At 66.2% G+C, this 13,720-nt stretch carries 10 protein-coding genes and 3 pseudogenes; 6 read left to right on the top strand and 7 right to left on the bottom strand.

Going from position 1 to position 13,720, the window contains the following annotated elements; all coding sequences use genetic code 11:
* Positions 1–132: 132 nt before the first annotated feature.
* Together C2R22_RS09960 and C2R22_RS09955 are read right to left on the bottom strand one after the other, a co-directional pair.
* On the bottom strand, positions 133–1,476 hold the full coding sequence (locus tag C2R22_RS09960; protein WP_103425620.1) for an aminotransferase family protein: 1,344 nt from the start codon (positions 1,474–1,476) through the stop codon (positions 133–135).
* 84 nt (positions 1,477–1,560) lie between these two features.
* Positions 1,561–2,978, bottom strand: a pseudogene (locus C2R22_RS09955) (aspartate aminotransferase family protein).
* A gap of 108 nt (positions 2,979–3,086) precedes the next feature.
* Here C2R22_RS09955 and C2R22_RS09950 point away from each other — a divergent pair.
* Positions 3,087–3,848 carry a LamB/YcsF family protein gene (locus tag C2R22_RS09950; RefSeq protein ID WP_103425619.1) on the top strand — a complete coding sequence of 254 codons (762 nt, stop codon included), beginning with the start codon at positions 3,087–3,089 and terminating at the stop codon, positions 3,846–3,848.
* A gap of 15 nt (positions 3,849–3,863) precedes the next feature.
* On the opposite strand, the gene C2R22_RS09945 is transcribed toward C2R22_RS09950, so the two are convergent.
* Positions 3,864–5,273, bottom strand: a complete 1,410-nt coding sequence (locus C2R22_RS09945) for an acetyl-CoA carboxylase biotin carboxylase subunit (RefSeq protein ID WP_103425618.1) — start codon at positions 5,271–5,273, stop codon at positions 3,864–3,866.
* 545 nt (positions 5,274–5,818) lie between these two features.
* On the opposite strand from C2R22_RS09945, the pseudogene C2R22_RS26275 reads away from it, so the two are divergent.
* The 3 genes and pseudogenes from C2R22_RS26275 (at position 5,819) to C2R22_RS09930 (ending at position 8,004) form a co-directional block, all read left to right on the top strand.
* Positions 5,819–6,723, top strand: a pseudogene (locus tag C2R22_RS26275) (5-oxoprolinase subunit B family protein).
* Positions 6,720–7,682 carry a 5-oxoprolinase subunit C family protein gene (locus C2R22_RS09935; protein WP_103425617.1) on the top strand — a complete coding sequence of 321 codons (963 nt, stop codon included), beginning with the start codon at positions 6,720–6,722 and terminating at the stop codon, positions 7,680–7,682. Before C2R22_RS26275 ends, C2R22_RS09935 begins: the two are co-directional and overlap by 4 nt.
* 73 nt (positions 7,683–7,755) lie before the next feature.
* Positions 7,756–8,004: an acetyl-CoA carboxylase gene (locus tag C2R22_RS09930; protein ID WP_103425616.1), complete on the top strand. Its 249-nt coding sequence runs from the start codon at positions 7,756–7,758 to the stop codon at positions 8,002–8,004.
* Positions 8,005–8,246: 242 nt separating this feature from the next.
* Here C2R22_RS09930 and C2R22_RS09925 read toward each other — a convergent pair.
* Together C2R22_RS09925 and C2R22_RS09920 are read right to left on the bottom strand one after the other, a co-directional pair.
* Positions 8,247–9,265: pseudogene (locus tag C2R22_RS09925) on the bottom strand (tyrosine-type recombinase/integrase).
* Positions 9,258–9,662, bottom strand: a complete 405-nt coding sequence (locus C2R22_RS09920) for a DUF5805 domain-containing protein (RefSeq protein ID WP_103427636.1) — start codon at positions 9,660–9,662, stop codon at positions 9,258–9,260. The pseudogene C2R22_RS09925 and the gene C2R22_RS09920 overlap by 8 nt, the downstream one beginning before the upstream one ends.
* A 273-nt stretch (positions 9,663–9,935) precedes the next feature.
* Here C2R22_RS09920 and C2R22_RS09915 point away from each other — a divergent pair, with 273 nt between their 5' ends.
* Positions 9,936–10,973 (top strand): glycosyltransferase family 87 protein, encoded by a 1,038-nt coding sequence (locus C2R22_RS09915; RefSeq protein WP_103425615.1) that lies wholly within the window; start codon positions 9,936–9,938, stop codon positions 10,971–10,973.
* The gene (locus C2R22_RS09910) at positions 10,973–11,314 is read left to right on the top strand and encodes a hypothetical protein (protein WP_103425614.1); all 342 of its coding nucleotides are present in this window, start codon (positions 10,973–10,975) and stop codon (positions 11,312–11,314) included. The genes C2R22_RS09915 and C2R22_RS09910 overlap by 1 nt, the downstream gene beginning before the upstream one ends.
* 334 nt (positions 11,315–11,648) lie before the next feature.
* Here C2R22_RS09910 and C2R22_RS09905 read toward each other — a convergent pair whose 3' ends face one another.
* Both C2R22_RS09905 and C2R22_RS09900 read right to left on the bottom strand, forming a co-directional pair.
* Positions 11,649–12,341 carry an SOS response-associated peptidase gene (locus tag C2R22_RS09905; protein ID WP_103425613.1) on the bottom strand — a complete coding sequence of 231 codons (693 nt, stop codon included), beginning with the start codon at positions 12,339–12,341 and terminating at the stop codon, positions 11,649–11,651.
* A 46-nt stretch (positions 12,342–12,387) separates the two neighbouring features.
* Positions 12,388–13,566 carry an MFS transporter gene (locus C2R22_RS09900; protein WP_162562444.1) on the bottom strand — a complete coding sequence of 393 codons (1,179 nt, stop codon included), beginning with the start codon at positions 13,564–13,566 and terminating at the stop codon, positions 12,388–12,390.
* Positions 13,567–13,720: the final 154 nt, after the last annotated feature.

Raw genomic sequence — 13,720 nt, 5'->3', positions numbered from 1 at the left:
CCTCCGGCGGGCCGCAGTGCGAACGGCACGCGGAGACGGTCACGGTTCGACGATGGCTGTGGCTGCAGCAGGCGGCGCATGCGCTCTCGGTCACCGGCGAGTCACATAAAAATCTCCCTCGCTGTTCGCGCCTCAGTTCTCCATCGCGTCGTCGCTCACGCGGAGCGCCTCGTCGAGGATGGCGACCGCCTCGTCGACCTCGTCCTCGCTGATGACGACCGGCGGCGCGATGATGAGCGTGTTGATCATGTTCGCCAGATGCATCCCGTTCTTCCACGCGTGACCCGACACCTCGTCGACGACCGTCTTGCCCTTCGATATCTTGTCCTTTCGTTCGCCGAAGGGGACGCGCTCGCCCTCCTTCTTGGTGAGTTCCACGCCGCGGAACAGGCCCACGCCCCTCACTTCGCCGACGCTCGGGTGGTCGGCGGCGACTTTCTCCAGTTCGTCGCCGAGGTACTCGCCCATCTCGCGGGCGTGCGGGATGAGGTCGTCGTCGATGTACGTCTCCACCGCCGCGCGGCCGGCCGCAACGGCGACGGGATGCCCGGCGTAAGTGTGGCCGTGACAGAACATGTTGTCCTCGAAGTGTGCGGCGATTTCGGGGGTGACCGTCGTCGCCCCGAGCGGGGCGTAGGCTCCGGTGAGTCCCTTCGCCATCGTCATGATGTCGGGCGTGACGTCGAAGACGTCCGACCCGAACCACTCGCCACACCGGCCGAAGCCGGCCATCACCTCGTCGCAGATGAGTAGCGCGCCGTGGTCGTGGGCGATTTCCTTCAGGCGAGGGAGGTACTCCGTCGGCGGGACGAGGATGCCGTTCGAGCCGACGACCGGTTCGACGAGGACGGCGGCGACGGTGTCGCCTTCGAGCATGAGCATCTCGTCGATGTATTCGAGGCTCTCCATCGGCTCCAGCGTGGAGCCGTACGCGTAGGGGTCCGGTGCCTTGATGGTTCCCGGCAGGGCGGGTTCGGCCATCAGCCGTCGCGGGTCGCCCGTCACGGAGATGGAGCCGTAGGTCGCGCCGTGGTACGACCGGTACCGCGACATGATCTTGTGCTTGCCCGTGTAGAGGCGAGCGATCTTGATGGCGGCTTCGACCGCTTCGGTCCCCGAAGTGGAGAAGAACGTCTTCGAGAGGTCTCCCGGAGTGACCTCGGCGAGTAGCCGTCCCAACTCCGCGCGGTTCTCCGTCGTCAGCGACGGGGCGAAGTACGCGCCCGTCCGCGCCTGCTCGGCCATCGCGTCGGCCACGCGGTCGGCGGAGTGGCCGAGGTTCGAGCACATCAACTGCGCCGAGAAGTCCAGCCGGCGGTTGCCGCGCGCGTCGGTGAAGTAAACGCCGTCTCCGCCCACGATTTCGGTCGGGCTCACCTCGCTCTGGTACGCCCACGTCCCGAAGACGTACTCCTTGTCGGTCCGTTCGACGTCGTTCAGCCCCGCGTCCACGGTCTCTTGGTCTTCAGTGGCCATCGTATCAGTGCGGTTCGGGGGACGCCGAGATTAATCTTCCGTGCCGCCTCACCGCGCCGACACGAACCGGGTCCGACGGTCGGGTCAGTCGACCTGTGCCTCGATGGCCTCGACGACGATGTCCAGCCCGGTTTCGGCCTGCTCGTGCGTCATGACCAGCGAGGGGAGGAGTCGGAGGACAGTCCCCTGCCGACCGGCGGTCCACACCAGAACGCCGTGTTCGTAACAGTACGTCTGGACGTCTTTCACCATGGCCTTCGCCTCCTTCGAGGGCTGGCCCTCGCTGTCGACGAACTCCGCGCCGATGAACAGGCCCTTCCCACGCACCTCGGCGAGGTGGTCGCTGTCGGCCTCGCGGAGCCGTCCTCTGATGTACTCGCCCAGGTCGACGGCGTGGTCCAGCAGGCCGTGCGACTCGATGTAGTCGATTGCGGCGATGCCGCCGCGCATCGCGGGGATGTTCCCTCTGAACGTGCCGATGTGACCGCCCGGCCCCCACGTGTCGTACTCCTCGTGGTACATCATCGCGCCGAGCGGGATGCCGGCGCCGCCGATGCCCTTCGCCATCGTCATCGCGTCGGGGGTGACGCCGTGCCACTCTGAGGCCCACCACTCGCCGGTCCGGCCGAACCCGGACTGAATCTCGTCGAAGACGAGCATCACGTCGTTGTCGTCGGCGATGTCGCGCAGCCCCTGCAGGAAGCCCTCCGGGGGACGACGACGCCGCCCTCGCCCTGGATCGGTTCGACCCAGATGGCCGCGGGCTTCTCATGCCCGGCGTAGGGGTCTTCGACCGCGGCCTGGACGCGTTCGAGCGACCGGGCACACGAGAGGTCGCTACAGCAGTCGGACGTCGGACAGACCGCGCGGGCGTTCTCCGCGTCGGCGTCCCCTCGTTCGCGGAGCGGGTAGGGATAGGGAACGTGGCGGACGTCCGGAAGCAAGGGGTCGTACCCCTCCTTGTACTTGCGGCCGCCGGTGAGGCTCAGCGCCCCGGTGGTGCCGCCGTGGTACGAGCCCTCGAACGCCATCAGGGCGTCGCGACCGGTGTTGTGCTTGGCGAGTTTGATGGAGCCCTCGATGGCGTCCGAGCCGCTGGGTCCGCCGAAGACCACCTTGTTGTGGTCCTTCAGCCCGCCGGGCGCGATGTCGTTCAGCCGCTCGATGAACTCGATGCGCGCTTCGGTCGGGAAGTCGATGGTGTGGACGAGTTTCTCGGTCTGGGCGTTGACGGCCTCCAGCACGTAGGGGTTCGAGTGACCGACGTTGAGAACGCCGATACCGGCGAAGAAGTCGAGAAAGACGTTGCCGTCGACGTCTCGGATGGTGGCTCCTCGGCCCTCGTCGAGGGCGATGGGGACGCTTCGCGGGTAGGCGACCGCGCTCGTGTCGACCTCGCGCTGGCGGTCGAGCAGCCGCTTCGACTCGGGGCCGGGAATCGAGGTGTTCATCTGTGGTGCGTCGGCGAAGTGGACGTCTTCGATCGGTGGGCCGGCGGTCATACTCCTCACGTCGAAGAGCGCCATGAAATAGGTTTGGCTCAGGTGGCAGCCGGTTTCCACGTCTCCGCGAACACAACCGTTAATCCACGTCGTGTCAATCGGTGGCGTATGGCTCGAATCGACATCAACTGCGACATGGGCGAGAGCTTCGGCAACTACACCATGGGAAGGGATGGGGAGGTAATGCCGTACATCACGTCGGCGAACATCGCGGGCGGCTTCCACGCGGGCGACCCCCACGTCATGCGCGAGACGGTCGAACTGGCGGCCGAACACGACGTCGGCGTCGGCGTCCACCCCGGCCTCCCGGACATGATGGGCTTCGGGCGACGGACGATGGACGCCACGCCCGAAGAGGTGCGCGACTACGTGGTCTACCAGCTCGGGGCGCTCGACGCGTTCGCCGCCCGCCACGGGACGAGCGTCCAGCACGTCAAGCCCCACGGCGCGATGTACTCGATGCTCTCACAGAGCGAAGACCACGCGCGCGCCGTGATGGAAGGGATTCTCGAAGTGGATCCGGACCTCATCTACCTCGCGACCGACATGCACATCTACGAGGTGGCCCAGGAGTTCGACGACCTGCGGGCGGTGTTCGAGGGGTACGTCGACATCCTGTACCGGGAGGACAGGAGCCTCATCGTCGAGAAGCAGATGGAGCCCAAACCACCCGAGGAAGTGGTCGAACGGTTCGTCTCCATCGCCACCGAGGGGACCGTCGAGACGGCCACCGGAGAGACCATCGAAGTGCCGGCCGAGAGCATCTGCGTCCACGGCGACGGCCCGAACGCCGTCGAATACCTCGAAGCCATCCACGAGGCGGTCGACGAGTACGGCATCGAACTCGTCGGCCTCGACGACCTGGTCTGACGGGATCCGTCCCGCCTACTCCTCCCACGCGGGCACTGTCGACAGGTCGAACGACTCGTCGATGAACTTCGTCGTGTGCTCGTTGTTCCGGAAGCGCTCGTCGTCGAGCATCGTCCGGTGGAACGGAATCGTCGTCGGGATGCCCTCGACGGCGGCCTCCCGGAGCGCGCGTTTCGACCGACGGATCACTGCCTCCCTGTTCTCGGCGTGGACGATGAACTTCCCGACGAGCGAGTCGTAGAAGGGCGAGATACCGTCGCCCTCGTCGACGCCGTCGTCGACGCGGACGCCGATGCCGCGAGGTGGGCGATACGTCGTGAGTTCGCCCGGCCGCGGAGCGAAGTCGTTCGCGGCGTCCTCGGCGTTGATTCGGAACTCCATCGCCGCGCCGCGGGGCTCGACGCTCTCCTGGGAGAAGTCGAGTTCCTCGCCGGCGGCCACCCGGAGCTGCCACGCCACGAGGTCGATGCCGGTCGTAATCTCCGAGAGGGGGTGTTCGACCTGGATGCGAGTGTTCACTTCTAAGAAGTAAAAGTCGCCCTCGACGGCTTCGCCGTCTCCTCGCTGCGTCTCCGACGCAGCGCTCTCCTCGTAGAGGAACTCCACCGTGCCGGCGTTGGTGTAGCCGGCTTCCGCCATGCCGTGTCTCGCCGATTCACAGAGTTCCTCCCGGAGTTCGGGCGTGAGCGACGGCGAGGGCGTCTCCTCCAGCACTTTCTGTTGTCGGCGCTGGAGGGAGCAGTCCCGCTCGTAGAGGTGGCGGACTTGCCCGTGGGCATCGGCGATGACCTGCACCTCGATGTGTCTGGGGTTTTCGAGGAACTTCTCGACGTACATGTCGGGGTTGTCGAAGTACGCCTCGCCCTCGCGCTTCGCCGCCTGGAGCGCCTCGGGAATCGAGTCGTCGCTGTCGACGACCTTCAGCCCGCGCCCGCCGCCGCCGCCGTCGGCCTTGATGGCGATGGGGTAGCCGTGTTCCTCGGCGAAGGATTCGACTTCCGAAGCTTCGGTCACCGGGTCGGTCGTCCCCGGAACGATGGGGACACCGGCCGACTGCATCACCTTTCGAGACTTGGTCTTCTCGCCCAGTTGTTCCATCACGTCCGCCGACGGACCGACCCAGGTGAGGCCCTCGTCGACGACCCGTCGGGCGAACGTCGCGTTCTCCGCGAGGAAGCCGTAGCCGGGGTGGACCGCCTCGGCGCCCGACTCGTGAGCGGCGTCGACGAGCGCGTCCATATCGAGGTAGCTCTTCGACGCCATCGACCCGCCGACGTGGACCGCGAGGTCCGCGTGCCTGACGTGTTTCGCCGTCTCGTCGGCATCGCTGTACACCGCGACGGCTTCGACTCCCAACTCGTGGCAGGCGTTGATGACACGGATCGCTATCTCTCCCCGGTTGGCGACCAGGACGCGCTCGAACATGTCGCTGGGTATAGTGAGCACGGATATATATCCGGGGGTAAGTCGATTCGGCTCGCTCGAATCGGTGTGTGGGTGTGGGGTGAGTGAGAAGACCGGCCAGCGTGGCGTTGAGAGGGTACGGGAAGCCAGCACGACCGACGAGACAGCGACTGCACGGTAGACGGGCGCGGTGCGGCCACGAGCCTCCCCAGCCGACTCGTTCGCTCGCATGCTCGCTCACTCATCCCTCGCGCGGTGCCGACGCGACAGACAATCGCGCCAGCACGCGCCACCGCACCGGCTCGTCAGTGGCGGTCGGCGCGCGGAAGCGAGTGAGTGCAACGACCGAGCGGCGCGCGAGGGTCGGCTCGCGGCTCCGTCCGCGAGCGACCGGTTGGGGGGTCTGTCGCACGGTTTTCTCGCCCGTATCAGTCACCCTCCGGCCGATGTGAGGAGACATTCCCAGGCGGCCACTGATACCTCTACCGAACACCTGTCGTGCCGACTCACATGCCACGATGACCGTCACCTATAATTCGGTACCTGCTGACAATCCACTATCACCGATGTCCGCAGAACGCATCACCCCGACGGAGCTCCCCGAGCCGCGGTACGAACACGGCGCGGACGACTACGTGTTCGTCGAACTGAGCGAGGAGATGAGCTTCGACGCCAACTTCCAGGCGATGGCCATCACCCAGCAGATACGCGAGCGCGACCTCCCGGGCGTCGACGAGATCTGTCCGTCGAACGCGTCGTACCTCGTCCACTTCGATCCCGACGAGATCTCCCCGACAGACCTCGTCGCGGAACTGAAAGAGATCGCAAGCGAGACCGACCTCTCGGACTTCGAGTGGGACACCCGCATCGTCGACTTCCCCGTCCTCTACCAGGACGAGTGGACCCACGAGACGCTGATGCAGTTCCGAGACAACCACCAGGACCCCGACGCGACAGACCTGGAGTACTCGGCGCGCATCAACGGCTTCGACTCCGTCGAAGCGTTCATCGATGCCCACTCGGGTTCGCCGCACATGGTGACGATGGTCGGCTTCGTCCCCGGCTTGCCGTGGTGCTTCCAGATGGTACCCAAGGACCGACAGATCGAAGTTCCCAAGTACGTCCAGCCGCGGACCGCGACGCCGTCGCGCGCGGTCGGGTACGGGGGGGCGTTCACCGCGGTGTATCCCGTCAAAGGGGCCGGCGGCTACCAGTTGTACGGGCGAACCCCGGTCGAGGTGCTCGACGTCGACCAGGAGCTCCCCGACTTCACCGAGTCGATGGTGTTCCCCAACCCGGGTGACATCCTCAAATTCAGACAGATAGACCGCGCCGAGTACGACGCCATCCGCGAGGAGGTCGAAGCGGGGACGTTCGAGTTCACCACCGTCGACGTGGAGTTCTCCCCGAGGAGTTCTTCGCGGACCCGGATGGGTACAACGAGCGGTTGGTGGAGGTGCTGTACGAATGATCCGCGTTCTCGACGGCGGCCTCTCGACGACGGTCCAAGACGACGGACGCTTCGGCCACTACCACATCGGGATGCCTCCCTCGGGCGCGATGGACCAGTACTCACACACCGTCGCGAACTACCTCGTGGGCAACGACCCGTCGGACGCGACCCTCGAAATGACGTACAAGGGGTGTGACCTCCGGTTCGAGGAGGACACCGTCATCGCGCTCGCGGGCGCGACGATGGCCGGCGAACTCGCGGGCGAGTCGGTGCCGATGTGGGAGTCGGTCGAGGTCGAAGCGGGCGACGAACTCTCGATGCAGTTCGCGACCGAAGGGGCAAGGACGTATCTCGCTGTCGCCGGTGGCATCGACGTCGAACCCGTGATGGGAAGCCGGTCGACGTACACCTTGGTCGGTATCGGCGGCTACGACGGCCGAACGCTGGCGGAGGGCGACACCCTCGCGGTCGGCGACGCCGACACCGGGGGACTGACAGGCCGAACGACTCCCTCGAACGCCGTTCCCTCGTACGACGACAGCGACCCTATCCGCGTCGTCCTGGGGCTGTGTGACTACCGGCTCACCGACGAGAGCCGCGAGGAACTCTGCAGCGAACCGTGGAAGGTGAAGGCCGACGCCGACCGCGTCGGCTACCGCCTCGAAGGGGTCGACATCGAGTTCGAACCGCGCGACCAGCCGTTCGGTGCCGGGCCGGACCCCTCGAACGTGGTCGACCTGGGGTACCCCGTCGGCTCCATCCAGGTGTCGACGCTCCCCATCGTGTTGATGCGGGACGCGGTGACGGGAGGCGGGTACGCGACCGTCGGCACCGTCGTGAGCAGCGACCGGAACCTGCTCGGACAGCGACGCACTCACGAGGAGGTGTACTTCGAGTCGGTCACGGTCGACGAGGCACTCGACGCCCGACACGAGGAACAGGCGCTGCTCGACGAGGTCCGGGAGTCGCTCGCGTGACGCGTCCCCGACCCGAGGCAACGTTTATGACTGCGAACACTGTACGGTACGTCGATACCACGTTCCCTCACCTATGACGACATTCACCATCGAAGCCCCGATGCCGGGCGTGTTCTACCGCAGTCCAGACCCCGAAGACCCGCCGTTCGTCGAGGTCGGCGACAGCGTCTCCGCCGGCGACACCGTCGCCCTGGTCGGCGTGATGAAGAACTTCTACGACGTCACGAGCGAGAAAGACGGCGTAGTCAGCGAGATCATCGCCGAGAACGAGGCCGAGATCGAGGCCGGTGCCGGCCTCATCACGCTCGAACTCGACGACTGAGACGACTCTCGTTCCTGCGCTGACTGCGATTTCTTCGGTTCCCGAGCGTTCACGCCGCGGACTGTGGAGATGCTCTCCGCCGCTGAGGCCACCCTCTCTCGACCGGGCCGAGTCCTTCTCCACGGGCACGGATTGAATATAGCACTATGAAGTTTATCCGTCGTTCGACCGACGCCAGAATAATTAGATTACCAACATTTTCGACCGCCCGCTTCCAAGAAACACGGGGGTCGGACCCACGCTCAACACAGCGAGTAGACGTGCTGTTCGTACGTCTCTCGCACCCGGTCCCCCAGTTGTGGGTGTACGTGTCGATGATGTCTCCCGCGACGTCGCCGCGGAGGTACTTCACGATGCCCCGGTCGCCGGTTCGGTCGCGCATGTGGGTCGTGAAGAAGTGCCGGAAGTAGTGGGGGGTGACGTTCTCGTCGCTTCCCCCACCTGTTCGGTGCCACCCCGCCGCTTCCGCGTGAGCGACCACGATTCGGCGGGCCGCCTTCGCGGAGAGGCGGGCCCCCCAGTGGTCACGCGTCCGCACGAACAGCGGGTCCGCAGGGGAACGCGCGTCAGGACGGATCGCCAACCACTCCGTGAGGACGGTCGCGAGTTCGTCGTCGACGGGGACGACCGTCGAGCGCTTGCGCTTGTTCGAGTCCTCGCGGCGCTCGCCGTGGGTCACCTGCCCGCGAGTCGGTTTCGAGGAGACGAACAGCGAGTCCCCGCGCCCCTCTAGCTGTGGGCGGCCGGTCAAATCGTACGCCTCCGCGGCGCTACTGCCGGTCAGTCGCAGGTCGCGCAGGTCGAGGTTACAGAGTTCACCCACGCGGATACCCGTCTTCAGGAGCGTCACGACGACCGCTCGGTCCAGTGGATGCGAGATGCCGCGGACGAACGCCCGCATCTCCGCGACCGACACGTCGCGTCGCGTCGGGTTCGTCTCGATGCGTTCGTCGAGTTCCTCCATCACGAGCGTCATGGGGTTGGCCTCGAAGGCGTCGACCGAGTTCATGTAGGCGTAGAAGCGGTGGAGGTACGCCGCGTAAGTGGCGACGGTGCTCTCGGCCGCCTGGCCCCGTTGGCGGTGGATCCACGCCATGCAGTCGCGGTTCGTCGCCGCCTCGAACGTCGTCGACTGCGCGTCGAGAAACGACGCGAAATCCTCCAGAACGCGCTGGTACGCCTCGCGCGTTCGGTCCGACCGACCGTAGTACTCCATGTCCTGCAGGAAGTACGCTATCGGGTCCGTCGTCGTCTCACTCATCGGTCAGCACGTACCCCCCGTCGCGTCCGCTGTACTGGACCCGGTTCTCGCCCTGAAGTTCTGAGAGCGCCTCGTCGAGTCGGTCCTCGACGTCCGCGGTGAGGCGCGCGAGGAGTTGATCCCAGTCGAGCGCACCCTCGTTCGAGAGGGTCTCTACGACCGTGTTTTCGATGCCTGTACCCTGGGGGTTGGAGGCCGAAGACGCCCCTCCGGAATCGCCGTCTTTCTGACCCGGTTTTCCCGACAAAAACCCACGGCGACCCGCCTGGACCATCGTTCGAACGAACTCGCTCTGTGTCATCCCCAACTCATCGGCGTGCTCCTGCCAGACGTCTTTTTGATACGCCGGGACGTACGTCTGTACGCGCGTGCGCTCGGAATCGGGCGTGTCGGTCACACTTCTCCGCTCACGGCGGCGGTACATCAATCTAACCCTCATTCGGAGATAAAGTATATTATCCCCCATTCTAGTACCACAATAGCCGCCCATTTGATGTTCTATTCGACGATAACTAGAATCTGTGGGTCAGATCCAGTTATATATCGGAAGAGGTTGTGGTGTCTCGTTCGGTGATTACTGATCGGCTCACCAACGGCCACACTCGCGTGAGTCAAACGAGCGTTTGCCCCTCCACAAGAATCTCGGGGAGGAGCGGAATCGTCCGGTGGGATGTTCGTCGTCCTCGTCGGGTGGATCGTCGCACTCCTCGTCCTCGTGGATGGTGGCCTCGAAGTGGCCCGAGCAGTCGACGCCCCGCTCCCGAGACGACTCCGTAACCCGGGTCCGTCACTGATTCAGCGGCTCGGCGAACGGGTAGATACGCGGCCGGGGTTCGTGATCGGCGCGCTCGCGCTCGCGGTCGTATTGCTCCTGTACCCGTTCGTCGACAGCGCCCTGCGGCTCGCCGACGTCGCCGCGCCGTTCAGGTACTGGGACTTCGGCGCGTACACGGGCGCACTCGACCGGTGGCGAGCGGGCGAACCCCTCTACGTGCGGAACGAGGAGGGAGGGTACGGCGGGAGCTACCTCTACCCGCCCGTCTTCCTCCTCGTCGTCTGGCCCTTCGACCAGCTCTCGTTCGACACCGGCGCGTTGCTGTGGGAGCTCTGCTCCGTGCTGTTCCTGTGGGGGAGCCTCCAACTGCTGACGCGTGAACTCGGCCACAGACTCCGACTCTGGGAGCGTGGGCTCGTCCTGTGGGCGCTCGTCGGCTTTCACCCGCTCTTGTTCTCGGTGAAGCAGGGACAGATATCGGCGTTTCTGGCCGGTTTCCTCACGCTCTCCGTGGTCTGCTTGCTCGTCGCCGAGCGTGACTCTCCGAGCGCGTCTACCGTGGGATACGCGAGCGGCGCGTGCACGGGGTTCGTGGGCGTGGTCAAACTCGTCTACGCGCCCGTCGGGGCGCACCTCCTCACCGACCGCCGTCGGTTCCTCGGTGCTGTCGGAGCCGGTGTCGCCCTGACCGTCGTCTCCCTCGTCGCGTTCGGCGTCGAGGCACACGTGAGCTACCTCGACGTCATCCGATGGGGCAAATCCGAGCCGGTCCGGAGCCCGCTCCTCTGGATGGCACCGTACTTCAGACCGCTGTACGCGCTCGCCCCCTTTCGCTCCCGCTCAGGCTCCTCGGCAGCCTCGCCGTCGTCGGACTCGCGCTCGCAGCGAGAGGGGGTGCGGACCGCGAGACGTTCGCGCTGGGCGTCGCGGTGATGCCCCTCCTGGCACCACAGGCGTACAGCTACTACCTGACGGCGCTCGTGCCGAGCGTCGTGGTGATGCTGCAGGTCGAACTCACAGCCCACGGAAAACCGTGGCTCCCGCTCCTGGCACTGTTTTGCTTTCACGTCCACTCGTTCGGGCTCAGACTGGCCGTCGAGTTCCTGCCACCCGTCCTCCCGTATCGCGCGGCTTCCGTCCCCGGCCTCGACGCCACCGTGGCTGATGTCGTCGTCTCTGTCTTCCAGCCGGGCGTCTGGGGCGCGCTCCTGCTCGGACTGCTCGCCGCGAAACGCGTCGCAGACGCGGCCCGGGGAGCGTCAGCCAGTGCGTGACGCTCCGACACGTGTTTTGTACCCGGATTTCCCGGAGACGCCCGGTCTGGAGCGGTGGCCTGGAGTCCCCACGAATTCGAGGATCGTTCTCGGAATTTGTCCTCGAACATCCGATAGATACTCGTGGTCCTTGTCGTGCTGCGGACTCGTAAATCACATGTCGCTATACAAAATGTCGATCTTCGGTGACGCAGTGGAACACCGGCAGTTGGCTCGAAGACCCCGCTCTTCGGCGTCTGGACCGGAATCGCCATCACATCGCGTTCGAGTTCGGGATCGAGTTGGTCTCTCCTGGTCGCCGAACCGCCGCGGTCGGCGGAGCGCAGAGAAACGGTTACTCGGTCGCTTCGACGAGGTCGGGGCCGTCGTTCGCGGGACTGTTCACCCGTGTCGAGACGGGGTACGCGTGCCACCCCTCGGAGGGGGCGGGGTCGAGGAGCTCGAACGCCTCGTCGGCGTCGCCGCGGAGCCACGTCTCCTCCTCGTCCGGACTCAACACGACGGCCATCCGGTGGTGGAGGTCCGAAACGACCTCGTTCGGTTCGGTCGTCACGACGGTGAACGTCTCGACCGGCTCGGAGTCTCCCGACCCCTCGCCCCCGAACTCGCCGAGTCCGGTCTGTCGCGTCGGCGGGGTCCACCGCTCCCAGAGCCCTGCCATCGCGAAGGGACGGTCGTCCTCGTAGGCGACGCGATAGGGTTGTTTCCCCTCTCCTCGCTCGACCCACTCGTAGAAGCCGTCCGCCGGGACCAGACAGCGCCTGGATTCGAACGGCTCGGCGAAACTCCGCTTTTCTCTCACCGTCTCGGCACGGGCGTTGATGAACGACGTCGAACCGTCGTCGGCCCACGACGGGACGAGTCCCCACTTCTTGAACGAGAACTCCTCGGGCGCGTCGCCGGTCAGTACGGGGAGGTGCTGTCCCGGCGCGCAGTTGTACCGGGGTTCGATCTCCCGGGGGAACGACGCACCGAACCGCTCTTCCAACCGGGGCTGGGTGGTGAACAGCGTGTATCGGCCACACATACTGAGAGAGAGGCGTTCTCGGACCATAACCCCCCGGTTCGAGGGCTCAGATGGGGGCGACGCGACCCCGTCGGCGCACCGCGACGAACGTGACGACGAGACAGACTCCCGTGAGCGTCGCCAGCACCGGAAGGAGCGAGATCGCAGCCTCGATTCCGCGACGTTCGAGCATCACGCCCATCACCGGTGGGAAGACCGCGAGGCCGAAGTAAACCGACCCCGTCGTCACGGCGTTGGCCGGCCCGCCGTAGGACGGGACCGCCGACATCGCGTACGCCGTGAGCGTCGGAGACACTCCGGAGAGGAGGACGCCGAGGACGAAGACGGCGACCAGAAGCGGCGTCCCGGCGAGCGTCAGCACGCCCACGAGGACGACCGTTCCCCCGGCGGTGAGCGCAAGGACGAGCGGGAGGTAGCCGACGCGCTCGGCGACACGGCTGTAGACCAGCCGACCGGGGATGTACCCGAGAACGAGCACCGAGAGCGTGAGGCTCGCCGTCGAGGAGGGGAGGACGGTCCGCGCGTAGTACGGGAGCCAGGTGAACAGCCCCCCCTCGACGCCGCCGCTGACGAACAGCGCGACCGACGCGCCCGTGACTTCGGTCCGGCCGAGAACCCGCCGGACGTCCGCGAGCCTGAGCGGTCGCTCGACGCCGGAGAGTTCGGGGAAGTCGAGCCGCCAGAGCGCCACGGCGACGGGGACGAACCCGACCGCGAGGACGCCGTACGCGAGCCGCCAGGACCCAGCCGCGAGCGCGGCGACGACGAGCACCGGGCCGAGCGTCGCACCGACGGCCCACGCGAAGTCGTAGAGGTTGAACACGCGCCCGCGCGCGTCGGCGTAGAGGTGGCTCAACACCGGACGGTCGAGCGCGCGGAACACGCCCGTCGCGACGCCGCGAAGCACCAACACGCCGAGGTAGAGGGTGAAGGAGGGGACGAACGCGAGGAGGGCAACGCAGACGGCGACGGCGACCACCCCGACTCGCATCGCACGTCCGATGTCGAGGCGTCCGGCGACGCTACCCATGACGAGCAGGGTCGCGACGAACCCGACGGTTCCCGCGGGTGCGACGAGGCCGAGGAGCGCGGGAGAGGCACCGAACTCCGCTTCGAGTGAGGCCAACAGCGGACCACGGAGCTGGAGGCCGACGGCGTCGACGGCGACGAACCAGCAGATGACGACGAGCCAGGTTCCCCGCTCCGAGAGGCGGGAGGCGAACACGAATCGAGCCTCGTGCGTTCGGCGAAAAAGCGTTGGGTTGTTCGGTCCGAGGAGTTCCGTCGCTCGTGCGACTCGTAAACCCACAGCCGCGATACGAACGGTCGGTCCCGAAGGCGGGGGGATGACCGAACAATCGGTCGGGCGGGAGCGTTCC

This window comes from Salinigranum rubrum (genome assembly GCF_002906575.1).
GTDB lineage: Archaea > Halobacteriota > Halobacteria > Halobacteriales > Haloferacaceae > Salinigranum > Salinigranum rubrum.
The sequence above is the reverse complement of the archived record's forward strand: the minus strand, read 5'-3'. Positions and strand labels throughout refer to the sequence as shown.

Bases quoted from the DNA above. Each gene is read 5' to 3' on its own strand.
- C2R22_RS09960 (WP_103425620.1), bottom strand. From the start codon at position 1,476: ATGGCCACTGAAGACCAAGAGACCGTGGACGCGGGGCTGAACGACGTC.
- C2R22_RS09950 (WP_103425619.1), top strand. From the start codon at position 3,087: ATGGCTCGAATCGACATCAACTGCGACATGGGCGAGAGCTTCGGCAAC.
- C2R22_RS09945 (WP_103425618.1), bottom strand. From the start codon at position 5,273: ATGTTCGAGCGCGTCCTGGTCGCCAACCGGGGAGAGATAGCGATCCGT.
- C2R22_RS09935 (WP_103425617.1), top strand. From the start codon at position 6,720: ATGATCCGCGTTCTCGACGGCGGCCTCTCGACGACGGTCCAAGACGAC.
- C2R22_RS09930 (WP_103425616.1), top strand. From the start codon at position 7,756: ATGACGACATTCACCATCGAAGCCCCGATGCCGGGCGTGTTCTACCGC.
- C2R22_RS09915 (WP_103425615.1), top strand. From the start codon at position 9,936: ATGTTCGTCGTCCTCGTCGGGTGGATCGTCGCACTCCTCGTCCTCGTG.
- C2R22_RS09910 (WP_103425614.1), top strand. From the start codon at position 10,973: ATGCCCCTCCTGGCACCACAGGCGTACAGCTACTACCTGACGGCGCTC.
- C2R22_RS09905 (WP_103425613.1), bottom strand. From the start codon at position 12,341: ATGTGTGGCCGATACACGCTGTTCACCACCCAGCCCCGGTTGGAAGAG.